The organism is Calditrichota bacterium, from assembly GCA_020637445.1.
Classification (GTDB): domain Bacteria; phylum Electryoneota; class RPQS01; order RPQS01; family RPQS01; genus JABWCQ01.
In genome coordinates this window covers 25,397-47,245 of record JACJVZ010000003.1, presented here as the reverse complement: position 1 = coordinate 47,245, position 21,849 = coordinate 25,397, and the positions used below count along the sequence as shown (strand labels likewise).

Sequence of the window (21,849 nt, the reverse complement as noted above, 5' to 3'; positions counted from 1 at the left end):
TGGTCGGAGTCCTATGACAACGAAGAATCTCTTGGCAATTGCCGTTCTGTGGCTGACGTGCTTGGCCTATGCCGAAGACACACAAAACACCGGTGCCCTTAGTCTCAATGAAATTTCCGCACAAATCGAGATCTTGCAAACGCAGATTGACGAGCTAAAGATCCAAGCTGACGAGCAACAAGCCGTCGGAAGATTTTCATCTGATGGTGATCGCGAAGAACTCCTTCAGAAGCTGCTTGACTTGCAATCCGAACTTTCCGTATTGAGCAGCCAACTCGGTTCTACGCAGCCGGGCTACGTCGTCTCCGTGGATGGAATTGCCAGCCGCGGCGGACAATTGTATATTCCCCCTGCTGGAACCTCGTTCGAAAACGGTTCGCTAATGCAGCTCCAACAGGATTTGTCTTCCAATTCGAGCCTCGAAATCACAGGCTTCATGGATGCCGTCTACGAAAATGACGCGTCCCTCGAAAACGGCAATGACGTCTATTTGAATCAAGTCGAAGTCGATCTTGCCAAAGAACTCAACAGCAGGGCAAGAGCCTCGCTCGGGATTATCTATGCTGACGGCTTCGACATCGGAACGGCCGTCATGGAATACACGGTTCTCCCCGAGTCTGAATCAAGTAAGTTTCTGAGAAGATGGAGCATGGCCGCCGGACGATTTGACACTCCGTTCGGTGAAGATGTCGCAAGTTACGCGTCGAATTCGCGCAAGTCAGTCACCGTTCCCGCAATCGTCGAGAACTCGCACAACCTCTGGAATGACGTGGGGATCGCGACAAACTTCGATTTGTCTCCGACGAATGTGGATATGTGGATTGTTCGCGGATTCCCTCTACAATCTAACCAGGATATTGACGAACCGAACGACGAGCTCAATGTCAGCAGCGGTGCGCGCTTGAACTTCGATTTGAATAGCAACCTTAGACTCGGTGGTTCGTCTGCTTTGGGGTGGCTGCCGGACGGCTCGCCCGCGATGCAAATGTTTGGTGTGCACTTAGTCCACACTCTTGCTGCATGGACCACAACAGCCGAAGCTATAACCTTGCACGAGGACATTCCCAACGTCAAAACCAATCGTCGCGGTGCCTACTTGCAAACCGTCCGCGAACTGGGACATTTCTTCGCCCTTGGTCGCGTCGACTATGTGGAAGGAAGCGATTTCGACCTTTATCGCACGCTGAGCTTCGGTGCCGGAGCCTATCTCGGCAGCGGACTCGAGTTCCGCACCGAATTCAGGTCCGTACAGCATGGTGCCAATCAAGTCTTTTTGCAGATGGTCGCGTCATTCTAAGTTACAGTACGTAGGTGGATTTTGGGCCGACTCACCGAGTCGGCCCTTTTGCTATCCTTTCCCAAAATCTTAGCCCCCTTGAGTCCCCCGGCGATTTTCCGTATCTTACATAGATGGCAACCCGCTCAAAAACTGAACTTTACGCCCCCGACTTCCCGGGTCAGCTAAAATCGCTGAAGCAAGTATCTGGAGATTCCGAACCTACTCTTGCCTTCGGGCTCTGGGCGCTCTTGTCTCGTAGCGGTGTCCGGCTAAACTGGGGAGACACTGAGGTCCTGAGCGGGCAAGCCCTGCAATTTGTTTACAGTCGTGATCCTGCGCGTGCCGAGGGCAAATCTACCATCGCACCTCTCGATTCCCTGACCCGCGCAATCGGGGTCGAGTGGACCGAGATCACGCCGTCTTCTTCCTTGAAAGCCTACGACATCGCCCGCGAGTGGCTGAGTGACGGGACGGCTTTCCTTGCGCGATTTCGCCAACCCATGCTGGTTTACGGTTATGAACAGGGAACTTTCGAAGCAAGCCTCAAAGTAATCCGGATTGAACACGGCTTACCGGAGGATTCCCTGACCCGCATCGAATGCGACCGCTTTGATTGGAGACTGCAAATCGACGAAGGCAACAGCCTTCTGCGGGTCAGCGAAGTCCAAATGAAAAACCCCGATTGGATGGCCCTGCTGCCTATCGTGGTCCGCCGAACCATTGCCAATTGGCGGCACGAACCTATCGAAGGCGTCGACATCGGACTTTCAGCTTACAAACAGTTTGCTGAAGACCTGCGGGATCCCCAAGTCGACTTTGCCGACCACGGCTTCCCCAGTTGGATGGGACCTTTGCTTTACCGGCAAATCCAGTCCAAAACCCACCTCCACCAGTTTCTCGACAGGCTGGCTCCCCGCTACGGCGGAAAACCCCGTCAAGTTTTGGCCAAAGCCAGCACAGGCTTCGGCCAGTCCGGCGAAAGCTGGAAAGAGTTCGCCAAACACTTAGGCCGAGTCTACGAGCGGCAAGAACAGGGCAAATCCCTGCGCGGTCCCGACACACACGTCAACCACTGGCGGGACATGCGCCGCCGCGAAGAGGCGGCCAAATTAGTCGACCAAGCAGCCCTTTGGGAAGCCCGCGCCATCGCGGAACTTGCCAAGCTGTTGGGGACATAAACGGAGACGTAGATGGGGGATGGGGGATGGGGGATGGAACTCCCGGTTCATACCTCTTACCTTTCTGACTTCTGACTTCAGACTTACTGACTCGCCGAGCGGGGGATTTAGGGGGCTAAGTCGAACAACAGCTACTACCTCCCTGCCTCCGGCAGGGGCAGCTCGCTATAATTTCCCAAGGGCGACGGCCTGAGGCCGACGGTAGTACATTGGAATTCCGGGCTCATACCTCATACCTCTTACCTCATACCTATTCCGACTTCATACTTCTGACTCTGCCCACCCAACCTCGCCGCCCGGTTGAAACTCCCGTCAAAACTCCCTAAATTGAGCATAATCAGTCAAAAATAGCCCCTTTCAGACAGAGGAACCCCTGAATCCCGTCTCGTTAGATATTCGCAATGAGTTTGACCCATTAAAGGTCGTCGTCGTCCACAAACCCGGTGACGAACTCGACAGATTGACTCCCGGGAATGTTCAAGGCTTTCTCATGGAGGATATTCCGTTCTTGCAGCAAATGCAGAACGAACATGCCGCTTTCCGGATTACCATGCAAGAGTCCGGTGTTGAAGTTCTCTTGCTTGCTGACCTCGTTCGCGACGTGGTCAAGACTGAAACCGGCCGCGCGAGATTAATCAGCGAAGCCTGCGAACTGAATCACAACCAAGCGTTGATTCAGCCGATCCTTGAACATTTCTCCGAAGACGAAATCAGCAGCATCGTTTTTCGTGGATTAACGGATAAAGAGTTCGCCGTCAAGACCCGCGAATCTACTGAAGACCTGAATGTCCACCACGACCGTTTCTTGATCGACCCGAGTCCCAATTCCTATTTCACTCGCGATCCCGCGATGGTTTTTCGCGATGAAGTCATCTCCTGCAATGCGCACTATCCCGCGCGTATCCGCGAGACGTGGGTAACTCATACGATGCTCGAATTGCATCCAGCCTTCGCCGACATCAAGTTTATTTTTGGTGTATCTGACAAAGAGGCTCGTCCCTACACGATCGAAGGCGGCGACATCATCGTCATCAACGAAGATGCTGTTGCAGTCGGAAGAAGTGAGCGCACCAGAAGCGAAACCATTGCTCTCTTAGCGGCAAATCTCTTTCGCGAAGGCAAAGCTAAACGAGTTTACGAAGTCGAGATTCCCCCCGAGCGGGTCTACATGCACCTCGATACGGTCTTCACGATTGTTGGTCCGCAAAGTGTGGTGTTCTTTCCACCCGTGATCGAGCACAGTCCGTCCGTGCGCTGCTACGAAGTTTCGGAAGACTCAAAACCCAAAGTCATCAGAGAAAAGCGCACGCTGCTCGATATTCTCAAAGACGAGTTAGGTTCTCCTCTGAATATCATCCGTACGGCCAACGGCGACGCGCGCTATGCCGCAAGAGAACAGCGCAGCGCAGGCTCCAACATGCTTGCGTTGGCTCCCAATAGAGTCATTTCCTACGAGCGGAACATCCACACCAACAAAGCTCTCCGCGATGCAGGCATTGAAGTCTTAGAAATCCCCGGCTCAGAATTAGTCCGCGGCTTAGGCGGCCCCCGCTGCATGTCCATGCCGCTGTGCAGAAATCCCGTGTAGTGGCAGGTCTTGACCTGCCCGACGTAAAACACGGCTCGCCGAGCGGGGATTAAGCGAAGCGGTTCCCCGCCGGAATCTGATCTTTCTGTTTCGATTTGGAATTTTCGATTTTCTCTGCTACTACTTCCCTGCCTCCGGCAGGGGCGCACCGGCATCACTCCCAGAGCGACGGCCAGAGGCCGACAGTAGTAGAGCAGTTTTTCTATTTTGAATTTTCTATCTTCTATTTTTCCGTTTTCCATATTTACTTATCCGCATCATGAAACGAATCAAAACCATCATCCAGGGAGCCGCAGGACGCGACTTCCACAATTTCAACACCGTCTACCGCGACAACGAAATGTTCGATGTCGTGGCCTTCACCGCAGCTCAAATTCCGGGCATTGATGACCGCAAATATCCCGCGGTGCTGGCCGGAAAACTATATCCCAAGGGAATTCCGATTCATCCGCAGGAAGACCTCGAAAAGCTGATCGACAAACACCAGATCGATGAAGTCGTCTTCTCGTTTAGCGATGTCAAGCACGAGTACGTCATGCACTGGGCGTCGCGGATTCTCGCAGCGGGAGCAAACTTCAAGCTCGTCGGCGGCCGCGAAACCATGGTCAAGAGCACCAAGCCCTTGGTTGCCATCTGCGCAGTCCGCACCGGCGCAGGCAAGTCGCAAACCACTCGCCGCGTCGCTGAAATCTTGAAAGCCGCTGGCAAAAAAGTTGTCGCCATTCGTCACCCCATGCCGTACGGCGATCTGTCGAAGCAGGTCGTGCAGCGTTTCGGCGCGATTTCCGACTTGAAAAAACACAAGTGCACCATCGAAGAGATGGAAGAGTACGAACCGCACATCGCGCGCGGTCAAGTCATCTATGCGGGCGTCGACTACGAAAAAATTCTCCGCGAAGCCGAAAAAGAGGCCGACGTGATTTTGTGGGACGGCGGCAACAATGACTTGCCGTTCTACAAACCCGACATCTTCATCACCGTCGCCGATCCCCTGCGCGCCGGAAATGAAATGACCTACTATCCCGGCGAGACCAATTTCCGCATGGCCGACGTGATCTTGATCAACAAAGTTGACAGCGCGTCGCTCGAGCAAATGCAAACGCTTCGTGAATCCATCGAGAAGTATAATCCCAAAGCAATGGTGATTGACGGCGCGTCGCCCATCAAGGTGGACAAACCCGAGCTGATTCGCGGCAAGCGTGTCTTGGTCATCGAAGACGGCCCGACGTGTACACACGGCGAGATGAAGTACGGCGCCGGTGTCGTCGCCGCGAAAAAATACGGCGCCGCCGAAATGGTGGATCCGCGTCCCTATGCCGTTGGTTCAATCGCCGAAACGTTCAAAATATATCCCGGTATCGGCACATTGCTTCCTGCGATGGGCTACGGCGACAAACAAATGAAGGACCTCGAGGCCACGATCACCAAAGCGAAAGTGGACTCCGTCATCATCGCCACGCCGATTGATTTGGGACGTGTGATCAAGATCACCAAGCCCCACGTCCGTGTCGGTTACGATCTGCAAGAGATCGGCACTCCCACGCTCGAAGATGCGCTCGCTCCCTTGCTGAAAGCAAAAGCCAAGAGCAAGAAATAGAATCTCCACATTGAGACAATGTCACGCGCCTGACTCTCTCGGTCAGGCGCGTTCTTTTTGCTTCTCGCTTCTTCATGTTAAGAAACACCTTAGCCTCGATAAATATTTGATTTTAAAATCCTTAATTATTAATGTGGCGCAATTGTTGCAGAGATCTGCACCATACAAGAAAGGAGAATCCGTATGGAACAGAAATGGGTGACGTTTTCCGTCCGCACCGAGATGTTTGCATTTGAACTTGAAAACGTTCAAGAAATGATTAGAATGCCCAAGTGTCGCTCCGTACCGCGGATGGGAGCCGACGATGTTGGTGTGACAATGTTGAGAAATCGCGTAATTCCAGTCGTTGACCTTGCAAAAACGCTCGGCTACGGTGATGGAGAAGCTGTGCATGGTGAGACTCTTGGTGCGTTGCTGCGCGATCGCAAGCAAGATCACATCAATTGGATTGACGAACTCGCGAACTCAGCCCGTTCCAAGCGTGAGTTTAAGCTCACGCTTGACCCACACAAATGCAAGTTCGGTGTCTGGTACGATTCCTTCCAGACGGATGACCCGTGGCTTAAGACTCTTCTTAAGCGAATGGAAGTTCCACACGCGGAAATTCATAAACTAGGGGGAACAGTCATAGAACTAGTCCAGAAAGACAATCCAGAGGGTGCGCTGAAACTGATTGAAGACAAACGCACAACCGTGTTGCACAGCCTGTTGGATCTTCTTGACAAGGCGATAGAGCAAGTTACTGAGTCTACCAGAAAGATCCTTATCGTTCTGAGTGGGCGATCTGGCCCGCTCGGTGTTGCGGTGGATGCTATCAGCACTGTCGTCGCAATTTCTCCGAATAGCATTCAACCACCTGATGCGCTTCCCGGTATCCGCAGTTTCGATGGGCTTATTGGATTTACAATTCTGCCGAACTCGGGCACGAGAGTGCAACTGTTAGACCCACTCGCCATATACCCGCAATTGACTAGTCAGAAAACGAACTCAATGGTGTTAACCTAAGACACAAACAGGTCTTGCCAGCATGAGAATTCATGGCAAGCAATCATGACACACCGCAAGATTTTAATATTTATATTGATAAAATAAGATAACATTTATCTATTACCCTAATTTCGCATTTTTTTTCGAGTTCCTTGCATCTCCGGTCAACTTCATACTATATTGGATATTCAAGTCCGCCGCCACGGGCTTGTGCTCGATGAATATTTACCTTTAGTCTGGGGAAGAATCATGTCTCTTTTTCCGCCTGTGTTCCGGCTGATGCCGTGGATTCTCGGAATTTTGCTTCTGGGAATCGTCGGCTGCAGCAACGATGATGACGATGATGCCGTCACGTCACCCGTCTCCGCGCGCGAGCGCTTCAATCTGAAGCCGCTCGGCCCAATTCCTTATCCTGACAACAACCCGCCGATGCAAGAGCGCATCTCGCTCGGCAAGTTCCTCTTCTACGATCCGATTCTCGGCGGTGAGATGGATGCGTCCTGCGCGACCTGTCATCACCCTGCGTTCGCTTTCGCGGACCTGCGGCAGTTCCCCGTCGGTGTGGCTGGATCAGGAGGACTCGGTCCCGACAGAATTCGCGGCAACTCCTCAGTCACAAGTGAGCCAGTTGGTTTCACTCCGCGCAACTCGCCCACGATTTTCAACACCGCCTTCAATGCGGATGAAACCGGTTTGCCAACCCACAACGGTTTCTTCTTCTGGGACGGCCGCGTCAAGAGTCTTGAAGTGCAGGCCACGAAACCCATCACGTCGCGCGTCGAAATGCGCGGCGATGCTTACCCGGGCGATGATAGTCATGCAGCGAATTCCGCGCTCGACAGTGTCCTGAATCGTCTGCGCGGATTCGAAGAATACGTCGAGCGTTTCTCCGTCGCGTTCCCGCAGGAGTTCGATGAGTGGCAAGCGGGAACTCGCGCGCACGTCATTGACTCCTCAACCTACGGCCGCGCCATGGCCTCCTACGAACGCGAGCTGGTTACTCGCAACAGCGCGTATGACCGCTATGTCGCGGGTGATGACCATGCGCTGACTGCCGCCGAGCTGCGCGGTCTCGAGCTCTTCTTCACCAAAGCGAAATGCGCCGAGTGTCACAGCGGCCCGATGTTCAGCGACTTCGAGTTTATCGTCAACGGTGTTCCGCAGGAAGGTCCCGGCAAGGCGGTCATTCCCGGCGACGATTGTGGCCGCGAAGAACATACGCTAAATCAAGGCGACCGTTACGCCTTCCGTACTCCGACTCTGCGCAACGTTGAATTGACTCCGCCGTACATGCACGACGGCGTCTTTGAAAATCTTGAGCAGGTCATGGCATTCTATAACGACGGCGCGTTTCCGCGCCATCCCGAGTGCTCGACAGAGGAGCTTGATCCCCTCCTGCGAGATCCGCTCGGCTTGACCAACGACGAAATCCAGGACATCATCGCATTCATGAAGTCGCTGACGGATCCCGGTTCGCAGCTCTCTCCGTTCTTGATGACCGTACCCGACCGAGTTCCGTCCGGTTTGGTTCCTGTGCTCGGCCTAAGTGCCGGCCCACCACCCGTCGGAATTCCCGGCTAAAAAGAAAAGGCAGCCGCAAGGCTGCCTTTATTCTTATCTCCCCCCTCGCTGCGAGGGGGGACCAAGGGGGGTCTTTCAAGCGCAATCGAGAATCTTTCATCACGGCGCACACCATACGCCGAGCCGGGTTAAGCGAAGCGCAACCCGGCCGAAATCTGAATTCTCTTTCGGACTCGCGGCGGCACCTGCCGCAGGTGCCCCGAAAACGCTCCGTTCGCCGAGCGGGGATTTAGCGAAGCGGTTCCCCGCCGGAATCTGAGTCTATTGATTTCTCAGATACTCATCCACCTTCCGATTGTATTTGTCCGCATCACTTTCTTCGAAGGACTTACGGTATTCATCAAGCTCCTCCTGCGACATTTCACGATAGCCCATCTCGTCGTTCATCTGTTCCGTCATCTTGGTCACACTGTCGATCATGTGTCGTGATTCGTCTGCGCGTCTGCGCGCTTCCTGACTCATGTTCATGGCGCGCTTCAAGGCCGGAGTGTCGCGTGCGGTCTTCTCGTCGTAAATTCCCATATCTTTCTCGGCCATGTCGATGACGTCGTTCAGCTTGTCCATCTGCTGCTTGTGCGCGCGCTCCTGGATTGAAGTTGTCACCAGCGTCGCGCCAAAAGCCAAGACCGAAAATCCCAGAAAGGCCACTGCCGATCGGTTCATATGAACACCTCCTGTGCTTTCGTTTCACAACTCGCAAGAACAAGACCACAGCTTGCTTTTCCAACAATACTAACCTACCTTTGAAGCATGCAAAATATCCTTCATTTACTTGATTCCATTCAGTATAATCCCGAGTCCGTGGTCTCGCGCACGTTGATCAAGAATCCGCACGGCACAATAACCCTGTTTGCATTTGACCAAGGTCAGGAACTCTCCGAGCACTCCGCACCCTTCGATGCCATGGTCCAAGTCTTAGACGGCGAAGTCGAACTAATAATCGGCGGCGAGTCCCACATCGCCCGCGCCAACGAGTTCGTCATCATGCCCGCCAACATCCCCCACGCCGTCAAAGCCAAAACAAAGTTCAAAATGCTCCTGACAATGCTAAAAGGCTGACCATGCGCCCCGCGCTGTTGCTCATACTAGTCGCCTATTCTCTGTGTGTAGGGGCGGATGGCAATCCGCCCGCTGCGAAACCGTCGCGGCGGCAGGTGTCTTCACCTGCCCCGCTAACCGAGGCGTCAAATGCCTTGCGAGCGGAGGGATCAATGGGGGCTTCCGCCTTCTGCTCTCCCCCCTCGCCGCGAGGGGGGACAAAGGGGGGTCTTTCCAGCGGTTCCCCCTACTGGATCGCCAACGAGGGCCAATGGCCCGGCGATTTCCAATTCAAATGCGAAGTGGGCAACACTGGCTACTACGTTACTCCCCAAGGAATGACCATAGACATCAAAGAGTATTCTCCGCTTACATCAAATAATACTAGGTCGTGCCTCCCGGCTCGACATCCCGTTGTAGCGCCCAGCTCGCTGGGCAAAAACCCCCCAGATGATCCCGGACCTTGCTTCGCCACACTAAAAACTCCGATTTATACTAAGCCCACGAAACTCTTATTGTTGCGCTAATTTTCCTCTTTCCTCTTTTCTGAATGCTCCGCCACAAAAACTACATCATCGCCGCGTTAGCTATTCTCGCCATTGCCGCGCATCTGACATTGCGGTACGGGACGCACGCAGCGGAGAGTGCATACAACATCCCACTCTATCTCGGACTCTTCTTCGGCGGACTTCCGTTAGTCTATGACCTGACTCGGAAACTCTTCCGCCGTGAATTCGGCTCCGATCTCCTCGCCGGAATCTCAATCGTCACCTCCGTCATCTTAGGCGAATATCTCGCGGGCACCTTAGTCGTATTGATGCTCTCCGGCGGTGAAGCGTTGGAAGATTTCGCTCTGAGCAATGCATCGTCCGTCTTAAAAGCGCTTGCCAAGCGCATGCCCTCAGTCGCGCACATCAAAAAAGAAGGCCGCATCACCGATGCCGCTCTCGAAGAAGTTTCCGTCGGCGATATTCTGATCATCTATCCGCACGAAATTTGTCCCGTTGACGGCGTTGTCATCGAAGGTCACGGCGCGATGGACGAATCGTATTTAACCGGCGAGCCGTTTGTGATGTCGAAGACCGCAGGCTCCACAGTCATCTCCGGCGCGATCAACGGCGAATCTGCGCTTACCATCGAAGCCACCGCTCGCGCGCAAGATTCCCGCTATGCCAAAATCATGAACGTCATGCGCGAGTCCGAAGAAACCCGTCCCAAACTCCGCAGACTCGGCGACCAACTCGGCGCGCTATACACTCCCATCGCCGTCGGCATCGCACTACTCGCATGGATATTCTCCGGCGAAGCAATCAGATTTCTCGCGGTCTTAGTCATCGCCACTCCGTGCCCACTGCTAATTGCCATTCCAATCTCCATCATCGGTTCGATTTCGCTCTGCGCAAGACGTGCGATCATCATCAAAAGTTCCGTTGTCCTCGAGCAAATCAGCACCTGCAAAACCGCGATTTTCGACAAAACCGGTACCCTAACCTACGGCGAACCCAAACTAACCGACCGCTTGATCGCAAACGGTTTCGACGAACGAGAAGTGCTATCACTCGTAGCAAGTCTCGAGCGCTATTCCAAACATCCACTCGCGCACGCCATCGTCGAGTCCGCCAAAATCGAAGGCGTCGAACTCCCCGAAGCCAACCAAGTCACCGAAACTCCCGGCTACGGCCTAATCGGTTTCGCAGACAACCACAAAGTCATCATCACCAGTCGCAATAGGCTCCTGCGCGACATCCCCGATGCAAAAGATCAACTTCCCCAAATCAGCGGCGGTTTAGAGTGTGCCATCGCCATAGACGGAAAGTATGCCGGCGTCTTCCGCTTCCGCGACGCCCCACGCTCTGACAGTCAATCCTTCATTAACCACCTCGGCCCCAAACATCAATTCGATCGCGTGATGTTAGTCTCCGGTGACCGTGAATCCGAAGTAAAATACCTCGCCGAAGAAGTCGGTATCACCGAAATTCACGCTGAACAAACTCCCGAACAAAAACTCGCCATCGTCCGCGCCGAAACTCAAAAGAGCAAAACCCTTTACGTCGGCGACGGCATCAACGACGCTCCCGCGATGATGGCTGCCACCGTCGGTTTAGCCATCGGACAAGAAAGCGAAGTCACCGCCGAAGCCGCAGGAGTTGTCGTCATGGACAACTCCCTAACAAAAGTCGACGAGTTTTTGCATATCAGTAAAAGAATGCGCTCCATCGCTCTGCAAAGTGCAGTCGGTGGCATGGCCCTAAGCATCGGCGGAATGTTCTTCGCCGCTGCCGGATATTTGACTCCGGTTGCTGGGGCGCTCGGTCAAGAAATCATTGACGTCGTCGCCGTTCTGAATGCGCTCCGTGCCGCGTGGCCGCCGGACGTAATGTCTGACGTTTAATGTCTTGTTAGCAATAGAGGCTAACAATGCCGAACTATTTTCTGTGAGGTGGCTAAGTCTGCATTCATAATATCAAACTCACGAGATAGTGACTTAAATGTCGTTTTGTGAGTTGACTTCATAGTGCGTTGAAATAGTAGATATTGCGGTGACGTGCTCAAGATTTACAAAGGCGCGAATTCAATAATTGAGTTCGCGCCTTTCTTATCCATTATGCACGAACATTCTCTTGACTACCATCTCATCGTTCGGTAACTTCATTGCCATAAGTGGGATGCGTGTTCCGCGACTATCTGGTCAACGCTTCCGCAAATTCTTAGTCAAAGAGGTTGTCATGTTCGACACAGGTAACACTGGGTTCATGCTCGTGGCCACGAGTCTGGTGATGTTAATGACACCGGGCCTGGCCTTTTTTTATGGCGGCTTGGTAAGCCGAAAAAATACTCTGGCCATCATGATCCAGAGCTTCGTTTCCATGGGAGTCACCACCATCGTCTGGTGGGCAGTCGGTTATTCGCTCTGCTTCTCTGGAGGTGAAGGCGGTATTATCGGAAATCTTGATATGGCGTTTCTGCGCGGTGTCGATCTAAACACACCCTGCGCTGCCAATCCAAGCATTCCGCTCTTTGTATTCTTTGCCTATCAAATGATGTTTGCCATCATCACCCCGGCACTCATCACCGGTGCGTTCGCCAACCGCATCAGATTCGCCGCCTATATTTTCTTTTTGGTGGCGTGGCTCATCTTGGTCTATTTCCCCTTCGTTCACATGGTTTGGGGCGGTGGACTCCTGCAAAAATGGGGAGTGCTGGACTTCGCGGGTGGTATTGTCGTACACAACATCGCCGGTATGGCGGCCCTTGCGTCGGTTCTGTATGTCGGTCGAAGAAAAGTGGTCGAAAATATCCCCCACAGTATTCCCTTGGTTGCGTTGGGAACCGGCTTACTCTGGTTCGGATGGTACGGCTTCAATGCCGGCAGCGAGTTGAAGGTCGACTCGATTACCGGTCTGGCTTTCCTGAACACGGATATCGCGGCCTCGTTCGCCGGAATCGTCTGGCTGCTCTTGGCATGGACGCTTGAAAAGAAACCTAAATTCGTCGGACTGCTCACAGGTGCGGTCGCAGGACTTGCCACAATCACTCCGGCTGCCGGATACGTTTCGCCCACAAGTTCCGTGATCATCGGCTGCGCCGCGGGTGTCGTGTGCTACTTCGCAGTCTCCATGAAAAACAAATTGCAGTGGGATGATGCGCTCGACGTCTGGGGCGTGCACGGTGTCGGCGGCCTCTTAGGTATCGTCATGCTCGGCTTGCTCGGAAGCACGGCTGTCAATCCTGCCGGAGCCGACGGTCTCTTTTTCGGCGGCGGTGACTTCTTTATAAAGCAATTGGTGACGATTGTCGTCTCCTCTATATACGCCTTCCTTTTCACCTACATTATGTTGGTGATCATCAATAAATTCTCCGCCGTTAAGACTACGGAGCTGGAAGAGCAGGAAGGCCTCGACCGCACACTTCACGGAGAAGAGGCATACGAAGCTTAATCATTTTGAGTTGAGGATATCTATGAAGAAACTACTAATCGCAATTTGTGCGCTGTGTTCGACTATGCTGTGGGCGCAGGACCTGCCGTTCCTGAATGCATCCGGTTTTGTCGACGGTGCCTATTTCTATGACGGAAACGCAAACCCCGACTCAGGCGAATTTAATGCCTTCAGTCTGGATCAGGTGGAAGTGGATCTGCAAAAGGTACTCGGCGAAAAGGGCTTCGTGCGCGCGGACATTGAGTTTGTCAATGGCATGGATCCCATGAATGCCGTCGACTACATCGAACAAGGCTTCATGCAGTACAATGTTCCCGTGAACGACAAGACTTTGGAACTCGTCTTCGGCAAATTTAATGCGCCAATCGGCTTTGAATTGCTTGATCCCGTCGATATGTATCAATATTCGCATTCCGAGGTCTTCACCTATGGATTGCCCACCAACTTGACGGGTCTCAAGGGCGCGATGCATTTTTGCGAGAAGATCGATGCTCAAGCCTATGTCGTCAATGGTTGGGACAATAACACCGAAAACAACGATGCGCTGACCTTCGGTGCGCGTCTCGGCCTGATGCCCGTTGATAAGATCGGACTCGGGCTGTCGGCCATCACGGGTGCCGAAACGCCGGGCAAGGACGCCAAGAACCGCACGGTCATTGATGTTGACGTCACCGCCACGCCCTCTGAGCAATTGCTCATTGGCGGTGAGCTCAATATTGGTTCGGAGTCCGAAGCTGCAATGGTTGACGGCAAGCTCGTTGATGCTGGTTGGCTCGGTTTCATGCTCATGGGCCACTATAATTTCAATGAAACCTTCGGTCTGACGGGCCGCATCGGCTCGTTCTCCGATGACTACGGTATTCGCACGGGCATGCCCCAAAGCAAGGACCTGACCTACACCAGCATCACCGTCGCTCCGACGGTTTCACTCGGTGAAGGTATGGGCTGCCTGCTGGAAATTCGCATGGATTCGGCCAATGAACAAGTCTGGCTCGATTCCGACGGCAAGGCCACCGATTCCCGCATGACGGCTGCTTTTGAAGTGACCTACGGATTCTAAGACGGTCCAAGGCACTGACCCAAAGAGGGCGAGCGGAAGGGACTCGCCCTCTTTTTTGTCCCCTGCCACCGGAATCTGAAATCTCCTTCTCGACTTGATCGCCGAGCTGGGTTAAGGTCTTCCGCAACCCGGCCGGAATCCCAAGCACTCCAAAAACTAAAAAGCAGGCCAAGCCCTGCCACTACAAAGCTCACGCGCCTGCGGCTCGCCGGTTGTGTGACTTTTGTACATTTCGAGATAAACCTGAAACCAAATTGAATTTCGTACGTATTGAGGAGTATGAAATCCACAATTCTTGCCCTATTTTTGGCATCGAGCACGGCTCTCTATGCCGCCGATGCCGCTCCGTTCAAAATATTCACCAAAAAAGGTGACGTCACCCTCGAACAACTCGCCGGCAAAGTCGTCTATCTCGACTTTTGGGCTTCGTGGTGCGAACCCTGCAAGAAATCTTTTCCATGGATGAATGATCTCCATGCTCAATTCGCCGACAGCGGATTGGTCGTCATCGCCGTGAACCTCGACCGCGATGCCGAGAAGGCCGACAAGTTCCTCGAGAAAATCCCGGCAAATTTCCAAATCGGTTTTGACCCCGAAGGCACGCTTGCGAAAACGTATGAGGTCAAAGGCATGCCCTCCAGTTACATCATCGACCGTCACGGACAGCTCGTGGCTTCCCATATCGGCTTCCGCGAAAAAGACAGAGGAGACATCCAGACTGAGATTGAGACGGCTTTGCACTCCAAGTAACTTTCGGAAGTCATCATGAAACAACGTTTGATTCTACTCGCTGCAGGCGCGGGCATACTTCTGCTCGCGTCTGGCTGTGCTGTGCAGTCCGTCGAGCCTTGGCAACGCGACTTGCTTGCTGAAGAGAACATGCAGCTTGTCCCTGACCCCATTCAAGGAGCCTTGGACGAGCACATTTATTTTAGCAAGGAAGCGTCCAGCGGCGGTCAAGGCGTCGGAGGAGGAGGTTGCGGATGCAATTAACCTCTTCAGTAAGGGGGAGATTGCGCGCCGCGACGTGTTCGTTGCTCGCCGTCACAGCCGGAACCGTTTCGGCTGCAAACTTCGGCACCAAATGGCAAGTTGACGGTGCATCGCTGGTCTATGCCGAAAACAAGCGCACGACCGTATTCGAGCCACTCTTGGTTATCAAACGGAATTTCGCCGACGGGCAATCGCTGCAAGGAAAATTCGTTTTCGATGCGATGACGGGAGCATCTCCGACCGGTGCTGCGGCGACGGGAAAAGTACAAACCTTCACGACGCCTTCGGGTCAGCACTATCAATCGCAAGTCGGCGAAACACCGCTCAGGCATTTTCAAGACGAGCGCGCATCCGCCGATCTCGATTGGACCAAACCATTAAATCGCAGATTTACGTCGGAACTTGGCGGACATCTTTCTAAAGAAACAGACTATGCTTCAGTCGGAGCCACCGCGACTTTCTTGGCGGATCTCAATCAAAAGTTGACGACGATTTCGCTGGGAGGCGGATATAACTCCGACCGAATTAATCCCGTCGGAGGAGTTCCCGAAGGCTTGACTCGTCTTGACCCGACCAAGCCGGTTGAGAAAACAATGAGCAAAAAAATCGCCGACGGAATGATCGGCGTGACTCAAATTCTGTCTCCGCGTTGGCTTGCGCAACTCAATTACTCTTATGCCGACGAAAACGGCTACTTAACCGAACCGTACAAAGTTATCAGCGTCGTCGATCCAACATCCGGCGAAACGGCGTCGGGAGATTATCTCTACGAAAAACGTCCCGATCGCCGCGTGCGGCAAAGTGTTTTCTTCAGCACGGCATACCACTTAAACAGCGATATTCTCCATCTGTCTTATAGGAACTACTGGGATGATTGGGGAATTCGCTCGAATACGTTTGACATCAAGTATGATGTGAGTGTCTCGGACAAAGTTTATCTCGAACCGCATTGGCGGGCTTATCATCAAAGTGCGGCCGATTTCTACGTGCATAGTCTTCCGCGCGGAGCCTTGCTGCCGAACTATGCGACGGCGGATTATCGCTTCGGAGATTTGACGACCCAAACTCTCGGAGCAAAAATCGGCGTGAAGACCGCCGAATATCAGGAATTCACGGCGCGCATCGAGTACATGAGACAGAGCGGGATTGAGCATCCGAGCGATGCCATCGGAGTGCAGCAGGATTTTAGCATGTTTCCGCCGATTGACATTTTGATTTTGCAAATCGGTTATTCCATCGGTTTGCCGTAACCAAAGTGAAGCGGGAGACGGTTTTACAACGTGCGGGTGATCATTGGGTCGGAAAATTTTCCGCGATGGCCAGTCCGTGTGAAATTCTGACCGAAGCAAAGTCTCATCGTGACGCGGCGAAACTGCTCGAAATTGCTTCACTTGAAGCGTGGCGGATTGAAGACAAATTCAGCCGCTATCTTGCGGGGAATATCATTCATCAAATCAACACAGCGGGCGGCTCTTCAGTTCAGGTGGACGAGGAGACCGCCCGTTTGCTGTCTTATGCCGCCGAGTGTTTTGCTATCAGCGACGGAATGTTTGACATTACGTCGGGAGTCTTGCGAAAAGTCTGGAAGTTCGACGGCAGCGACAAAATTCCTTCTGAAGAGTCCGTGAAAGAAATTCTTCCGCGAGTAGGTTGGGAGAAGATTACGTTTGAAGATCAAACGCTCACGATGCCGGCCGGAATGGAGATCGATCTTGGAGGAATCGGCAAAGAGTACGCGGTCGACTTGGTTGCAGGATTGATTGCCTACTCGAGCGACGCGAGTTTTGTTGTGAATTTCGGAGGAGATTTGTTTGTGAGTGGACTCAGAAGTTCCGGCGAACCGTGGCAAATCGGGTTGGATGATCCGCAGAAGACGGGCGAGGGAAGTGTGGGAATGCTCAAGATTGAGCGGGGCGGAGTGGCAACGAGCGGCGATGCGAGACGGTTTTTGCTCCGTGATGGAGTTCGCTATTCGCACATTCTGAATCCCAAAACCGGTTGGCCGATTCAGGATGCGCCGCGTTCGATCATGGTTGTCGCGGACTCGTGTGTCGAAGCAGGAGTCTTATCAACCGTTGCGATGTTGAACGGACAGAACGCGGAGAGTTTTCTGGAACAGGAGGGGGTGGTGTTTTGGTGCCAGCGCGGAAAGGATGAAGGATGAAGGATGGCAGAAAAGAGGAAAGAGGGAACTCATCTCGTTCGCCGATCTGGGTTAAGCGCAGCGCAACCCGGCCGGAAGGTTTTGGGAAAGTCTGGACAAGTTGACTTTTTGAGCATGCGATTGTAGATTGCTGGTAACTGGCAATCACACTTTCGAGGCTAATATGAAACCGCGAATTCTCTCTGTGTTCAAATTTTTGAAGCTGGTGGGGTTCGCGGTTTTGTTTTGGGGGGGAGCGCTTTTATGACAACGAATCCGGCGAACGCGCAGCTTCAGGTCTTGTGGAAAACGGAGTATGTGCCTGCACTTTCTTCTGTCGCGCTCGGGATGGACGTCTCTGCATATGGCGTCGCTGTAGTTGGCTATGTGAACGATAGTTTCGCGGATCCGCTACTGGACGGATTTCTCCTGATTCTTGACCCCATTGGCGGGCAAGTTATCTCGTATTCCCGACACCATCTCGGATATGAAACTTCGTTGAATGAAGTTGCTTGGCTTTCGGACGGAACCTTGCTTGTCGGAGGCGAGCGAGTCACTTTTGATGGACTCTGCCAGTCCGGAGTTGTTGCACGAATGACCATCGACGGTGACGCGCTTTGGACGCTTTACACGGATACGCTGCATAGCAGAGCAGTCAAGACACTTACATTGTCTTCAGACACGTCTTTCGTGATCAATACACCGTGGCAAGAGCAAGTGCTCGGTCAGCAAGTAAATACCATGGAATTCAGCACGTCGGGCGTATTGCAAGATACGGGTTCAACGCCTTACTCATACGGACAATACATTGACATATTGAAGGCGGTTGCGCTTCCGGGCGGCGGACAACTGTTGGTCGGAACTATCTTTAGGATCAGAGAACCACTCCTGCAGCGAAGTATTTACATGCTGTGGACAGACGAAAATCTCGACACCATTAGATCCCGTGTTCTCTCTTTGCCGGATTCCGAGCTGAATGGCGCGGCCGTTGATATCTCTCCGACAGGTTCAATTTACATCGCCACCATTCCTCCCGTAGAGCTCCCTGATACGTGCTTCATCAATCTATTCAAGCTGACGTCGGAAGGTGAAATTGTGTGGCGCAAGCACTACTTCAGCGGTTTTCCGTGGTGTCCAGCAGGAGCACCTGTATGTAAAGGCGATAGCGTAATTCTTGCGTCGCACTACTTTCGAGACGAAGGCAACGCGTCCTACGTAATGATTTTGGATTCCAATGGAATCATGTTGCGGGATTCACTCTATATCACTGAGGGCTGGGATGTCATTTTGGTGCGTACAAAGCTATCACCTGACGAACATAATATCTACCTCTTGGCAAATGAGGATTCAATTGGTTCATATTCGAAACGTATTTCCGTAACGTGTATTGCATTGGACTCGACACTCTTAGCCAATGGGCCTCCGGTCGCGGTGCCCGGAGGATTCAACATTGTGGCCTTTCCAAACCCCTTCAACTCAACGCTTCGTATTTCGCTTGATGCGCCGTTACATGCTGATGTTTCGGTGTTGTTGTATGATTTGTTGGGGAGAGAGGTGGATGTGATTTATCGGGGGAGGATTGGCTCGAATGCGATTTCTTATGTTGCGCCTGCTGCGCTGGCTAGTGGGGTTTATTTTGTGAGGGCGTCGGCGGGGGAACGGGTGGCGTTGGGGAAGGTGGTGCTGCTTAAGTGAAGGAAGAAGGTGGTTGTTCGCCATTGCGGGTCTGGAGACCCACAACGGCGGCAGGGGAGCGGGTAAGAATTTACTAGGTCCGGCCTCCTGGCTGGACTGTCGTGCTTGGAAGCACGACCTAGTATTGTCCAGAGTGATGGATGTGTGTCCTAAGCGATTGGTTAGCTTGGCAAGATCCTTCAGCCGCGGAGGCTTTCCCTACAGGGACATGCAGGATGACAAGGGCTTTGACTTCTCGGTGTGCGGGGCAGGTGAGTGCTTGTCAAGCACTCGACACCTGCTGCCACGAAGTTGGGAATTGTCGGTTAACTTTGCGCGGGCGGATTGCCATCCGCGCTTACGTCTTGGGGGCGCTTGACTGTTTGACCCCCCCTACCCCCCCCCCCGGAGGACCGGTGGGGAATCAGAAGACCGGGGGAATCGGAGGCGAGTTGATTGGTGACCCTGAAATGTGTATATTCCTGATTATCGGATTTTATCTACTAACTCTTTGAGGAATATACGGTTATGATTCGCGTGGAGTCTACTCCTGAGTTTGTGGCGGAAGCCTACCGGAAGATGGATGAGAGAATTTCAGTGGTGCGCAAGCGTTTGGGCCGCCCGCTGACCTTAGCTGAAAAGCACATCTTCGGACACCTCGATGATCCGCATACAGAAGACCTGCACCCCGGCAGGTCTTATTTGCAACTGCGCCCCGACCGCGTGGCCATGCAGGACGCGACCGCGCAGATGGCGCTGCTGCAATTCATGTCTGCGGGGCTCAAATCCGTGGCCGTGCCCTCGACTGTGCACTGCGACCACCTGATTCAGGCGCGCGTCGGCGCTTCCGATGACCTGCAGAACGCCATCGTGACCAACAAAGAGGTCTATGACTTTCTGAAATCGGTTTCGCAGAAGTACAACATCGGTTTCTGGAAACCGGGCGCGGGAATCATACATCAGGTTGTGCTCGAACAATACGCGTTTCCGGGCGGGATGATGATCGGGACCGACTCGCATACTCCGAACGCCGGAGGTCTGGCGATGTTCGCTTCGGGCGTCGGCGGCGCGGATGCGGTGGATGTGATGGCGGGCTTGCCGTGGGAAGTCTTATTCCCGCAGAGAATCGGTGTGCACCTTAAGGGAAAAATGAACGGTTGGGCGTCTCCTAAGGACATCATCCTTGTCGTGCTGGGAATTCTCACCGTTAAAGGCGGCACGAACGCGGTCATCGAATATTTCGGTGAAGGCGCGGCTTCGATTTCGGCGACAGGTAAGGGCACGATTTGCAACATGGGTGCTGAGCTGGGTGCGACGACGTCGGTGTTTCCGTATGATGCGCCGATGGAGAGATATTTGAGAGCAACGGATCGCGGAGCGTTGGCTGATCTTGCGAATGCGAATAAGCATCTGGTGACGCTCGACGAAGAAGTTTACAAATCACCGGAAAAATATTTTGACCGCGTGATTGAAATTGATCTGTCGACGCTCGAGCCGTTCGTGGTGGGCCCGCATTCGCCGGATGCCGCGCGGCCGATTTCGCAACTGAAAGCCGCCGCGAAAGAAAACGGTTGGCCGCTGAAGTTGACGAATGCGCTGATCGGATCGTGTACGAACTCTTCTTATGAAGATATTTGCCGTGCCGCTGAAATTGCGGATCAAGCGGCCGCGAAAGAGTCGAAGTCGCCGATTCCGCTGTATGTGACGCCGGGCAGTGAGCAGGTATTCCGCACGATTAAGCGCGACGGACAGATGCAGCGACTGGAAAAAATCGGTGCGACGGTTTTGGCAAACGCGTGCGGGCCGTGCATCGGTCAGTGGAAGCGCGACGATATGGACACGAGCGAAGCGAATTCGATTATGTCGTCGTACAATCGAAATTTCCCGGGACGTAACGACGGTTCGCCGAATACGCTGTCGTTTTTGACGAGTCCGGAAATTACGGTGGCGTATGCACTGGCGGGAACGCTCGATTTTGATCCGCTGAATGACGTCGTGCCGGGTTTGGGCACGAAGCTCACGCCGCCGACGCCTGCGCCGGATCTGCCGCCGAAAGGCTACATTCGCGATACGGAAGGCTACCTCGCCCCGGCGACGGGTGATGTGAATGTCATCGTCGATCCGAAATCGGAGCGCTTGCAGATTTTGACTCCGTTTGAAGCATGGAACGGCAAGGACTATGTCGATCTGCCGCTCTTGTTGAAAGCCAAAGGCAAATGCACGACGGATCATATTTCGCCGGCGGGTAAGTGGCTGAAGTTCCGCGGACATCTCGACAACATTTCGAACAACATGTTCAGCGGCGCGATCAACGCGTTCGACGGCGAGCGTGGGACGATCACGCATCCGCTTACTGGCGCGAAGAAGATCGAAACGTCGAAGGCCGCGCGCGATATCAAAGCCGCAGGTACGAAGTGGATTGTGGTGGGTGATGAAAACTACGGTGAAGGTTCGTCGCGTGAACACGCTGCGATGTCGCCGCGACTGTTGGGCTGCGCCGCAGTGATTACTCGCAGTTTTGCCCGCATTCACCAATCGAATTTGAAGAAGCAAGGAATTTTGCCGTTGACGTTTCAGAATCCCGCCGACTACGAAAAGATTCAGGAAGGCGACAAGATTTCTCTGTTGGAACTTTCCGAACTTGCACCGGGTAAAGCCGTCAAGATGATTGCGAAGCACACGGACGGATCGAGTGATACTTTTATGCTCGACCATACTTTGAACCCTGAGCAAATCGCATGGTTCAAAGCAGGCAGCGCGCTGAATCTCTTGCGAGAGAAGGCGAAGTAGTCC

Annotated in this window: 17 protein-coding genes; 16 read left to right on the top strand and 1 reads right to left on the bottom strand. The window is 53.4% G+C overall.

Going from position 1 to position 21,849, the window contains the following annotated elements; translation table 11 throughout:
* Nucleotides 1–13: 13 nt before the first annotated feature.
* From H6507_11120 to H6507_11095, 6 genes are all read left to right on the top strand, one after another.
* A complete protein-coding gene (locus H6507_11120) occupies nucleotides 14–1,297 on the top strand; it encodes a hypothetical protein (protein MCB9369648.1) in 1,284 nt (427 codons plus the stop codon).
* A 113-nt stretch (nucleotides 1,298–1,410) separates the two neighbouring features.
* Nucleotides 1,411–2,457: a hypothetical protein gene (locus tag H6507_11115; GenBank protein ID MCB9369647.1), complete on the top strand. Its 1,047-nt coding sequence runs from the start codon at nucleotides 1,411–1,413 to the stop codon at nucleotides 2,455–2,457.
* Between the two features lie 460 nt (nucleotides 2,458–2,917).
* The gene (locus tag H6507_11110; GenBank protein ID MCB9369646.1) at nucleotides 2,918–4,045 is read left to right on the top strand and encodes an arginine deiminase; all 1,128 of its coding nucleotides are present in this window, start codon (nucleotides 2,918–2,920) and stop codon (nucleotides 4,043–4,045) included.
* A 250-nt stretch (nucleotides 4,046–4,295) separates the two neighbouring features.
* Nucleotides 4,296–5,642, top strand: coding sequence for a GTPase (locus H6507_11105; GenBank protein MCB9369645.1), 1,347 nt, complete (start codon nucleotides 4,296–4,298; stop codon nucleotides 5,640–5,642).
* 183 nt (nucleotides 5,643–5,825) lie between these two features.
* Nucleotides 5,826–6,647, top strand: coding sequence for a chemotaxis protein CheW (locus H6507_11100; protein ID MCB9369644.1), 822 nt, complete (start codon nucleotides 5,826–5,828; stop codon nucleotides 6,645–6,647).
* Between the two features lie 231 nt (nucleotides 6,648–6,878).
* Entirely contained in the window at nucleotides 6,879–8,210 is a 1,332-nt protein-coding gene (locus tag H6507_11095; protein ID MCB9369643.1) for a c-type cytochrome, read from the top strand.
* A 261-nt stretch (nucleotides 8,211–8,471) separates the two neighbouring features.
* On the opposite strand, the gene H6507_11090 is transcribed toward H6507_11095, so the two are convergent.
* Nucleotides 8,472–8,873, bottom strand: a complete 402-nt coding sequence (locus tag H6507_11090; protein ID MCB9369642.1) for a hypothetical protein — start codon at nucleotides 8,871–8,873, stop codon at nucleotides 8,472–8,474.
* 87 nt (nucleotides 8,874–8,960) lie between these two features.
* On the opposite strand from H6507_11090, the gene H6507_11085 reads away from it, so the two are divergent.
* From H6507_11085 to H6507_11040, 10 genes are all read left to right on the top strand, one after another.
* Nucleotides 8,961–9,269: a cupin domain-containing protein gene (locus tag H6507_11085; GenBank protein MCB9369641.1), complete on the top strand. Its 309-nt coding sequence runs from the start codon at nucleotides 8,961–8,963 to the stop codon at nucleotides 9,267–9,269.
* 529 nt (nucleotides 9,270–9,798) lie between these two features.
* Nucleotides 9,799–11,640: a heavy metal translocating P-type ATPase gene (locus tag H6507_11080; GenBank protein ID MCB9369640.1), complete on the top strand. Its 1,842-nt coding sequence runs from the start codon at nucleotides 9,799–9,801 to the stop codon at nucleotides 11,638–11,640.
* Nucleotides 11,641–11,974: 334 nt separating this feature from the next.
* Complete coding sequence (locus tag H6507_11075) at nucleotides 11,975–13,186, top strand: ammonium transporter (GenBank protein MCB9369639.1); 1,212 nt, start codon at nucleotides 11,975–11,977, stop codon at nucleotides 13,184–13,186.
* 22 nt (nucleotides 13,187–13,208) lie between these two features.
* Entirely contained in the window at nucleotides 13,209–14,246 is a 1,038-nt protein-coding gene (locus tag H6507_11070; protein MCB9369638.1) for an outer membrane beta-barrel protein, read from the top strand.
* A 279-nt stretch (nucleotides 14,247–14,525) separates the two neighbouring features.
* Nucleotides 14,526–14,996, top strand: a complete 471-nt coding sequence (locus H6507_11065) for a TlpA family protein disulfide reductase (protein ID MCB9369637.1) — start codon at nucleotides 14,526–14,528, stop codon at nucleotides 14,994–14,996.
* Between the two features lie 15 nt (nucleotides 14,997–15,011).
* Nucleotides 15,012–15,239 carry a DUF4266 domain-containing protein gene (locus tag H6507_11060; GenBank protein ID MCB9369636.1) on the top strand — a complete coding sequence of 76 codons (228 nt, stop codon included), beginning with the start codon at nucleotides 15,012–15,014 and terminating at the stop codon, nucleotides 15,237–15,239.
* On the top strand, nucleotides 15,230–16,489 hold the full coding sequence (locus tag H6507_11055; GenBank protein ID MCB9369635.1) for a DUF3570 domain-containing protein: 1,260 nt from the start codon (nucleotides 15,230–15,232) through the stop codon (nucleotides 16,487–16,489). The genes H6507_11060 and H6507_11055 overlap by 10 nt, the downstream gene beginning before the upstream one ends.
* Before the next feature lie 65 nt (nucleotides 16,490–16,554).
* The gene (locus H6507_11050; protein MCB9369634.1) at nucleotides 16,555–17,403 is read left to right on the top strand and encodes an FAD:protein FMN transferase; all 849 of its coding nucleotides are present in this window, start codon (nucleotides 16,555–16,557) and stop codon (nucleotides 17,401–17,403) included.
* A 243-nt stretch (nucleotides 17,404–17,646) separates the two neighbouring features.
* The gene (locus H6507_11045) at nucleotides 17,647–19,077 is read left to right on the top strand and encodes a T9SS type A sorting domain-containing protein (GenBank protein MCB9369633.1); all 1,431 of its coding nucleotides are present in this window, start codon (nucleotides 17,647–17,649) and stop codon (nucleotides 19,075–19,077) included.
* 507 nt (nucleotides 19,078–19,584) lie between these two features.
* A complete protein-coding gene (locus H6507_11040; GenBank protein ID MCB9369632.1) occupies nucleotides 19,585–21,846 on the top strand; it encodes an aconitate hydratase in 2,262 nt (753 codons plus the stop codon).
* Nucleotides 21,847–21,849: the final 3 nt, after the last annotated feature.

Bases quoted from the DNA above. Each gene is read 5' to 3' on its own strand.
- H6507_11120 (MCB9369648.1), top strand. From the start codon at position 14: ATGACAACGAAGAATCTCTTGGCAATTGCCGTTCTGTGGCTGACGTGC.
- H6507_11115 (MCB9369647.1), top strand. From the start codon at position 1,411: ATGGCAACCCGCTCAAAAACTGAACTTTACGCCCCCGACTTCCCGGGT.
- H6507_11100 (MCB9369644.1), top strand. From the start codon at position 5,826: ATGGAACAGAAATGGGTGACGTTTTCCGTCCGCACCGAGATGTTTGCA.
- H6507_11095 (MCB9369643.1), top strand. From the start codon at position 6,879: ATGTCTCTTTTTCCGCCTGTGTTCCGGCTGATGCCGTGGATTCTCGGA.
- H6507_11090 (MCB9369642.1), bottom strand. From the start codon at position 8,873: ATGAACCGATCGGCAGTGGCCTTTCTGGGATTTTCGGTCTTGGCTTTT.
- H6507_11085 (MCB9369641.1), top strand. From the start codon at position 8,961: ATGCAAAATATCCTTCATTTACTTGATTCCATTCAGTATAATCCCGAG.
- H6507_11080 (MCB9369640.1), top strand. From the start codon at position 9,799: ATGCTCCGCCACAAAAACTACATCATCGCCGCGTTAGCTATTCTCGCC.
- H6507_11075 (MCB9369639.1), top strand. From the start codon at position 11,975: ATGTTCGACACAGGTAACACTGGGTTCATGCTCGTGGCCACGAGTCTG.
- H6507_11070 (MCB9369638.1), top strand. From the start codon at position 13,209: ATGAAGAAACTACTAATCGCAATTTGTGCGCTGTGTTCGACTATGCTG.
- H6507_11065 (MCB9369637.1), top strand. From the start codon at position 14,526: ATGAAATCCACAATTCTTGCCCTATTTTTGGCATCGAGCACGGCTCTC.
- H6507_11060 (MCB9369636.1), top strand. From the start codon at position 15,012: ATGAAACAACGTTTGATTCTACTCGCTGCAGGCGCGGGCATACTTCTG.
- H6507_11055 (MCB9369635.1), top strand. From the start codon at position 15,230: ATGCAATTAACCTCTTCAGTAAGGGGGAGATTGCGCGCCGCGACGTGT.
- H6507_11050 (MCB9369634.1), top strand. From the start codon at position 16,555: ATGGCCAGTCCGTGTGAAATTCTGACCGAAGCAAAGTCTCATCGTGAC.
- H6507_11045 (MCB9369633.1), top strand. From the start codon at position 17,647: ATGACAACGAATCCGGCGAACGCGCAGCTTCAGGTCTTGTGGAAAACG.
- H6507_11040 (MCB9369632.1), top strand. From the start codon at position 19,585: ATGATTCGCGTGGAGTCTACTCCTGAGTTTGTGGCGGAAGCCTACCGG.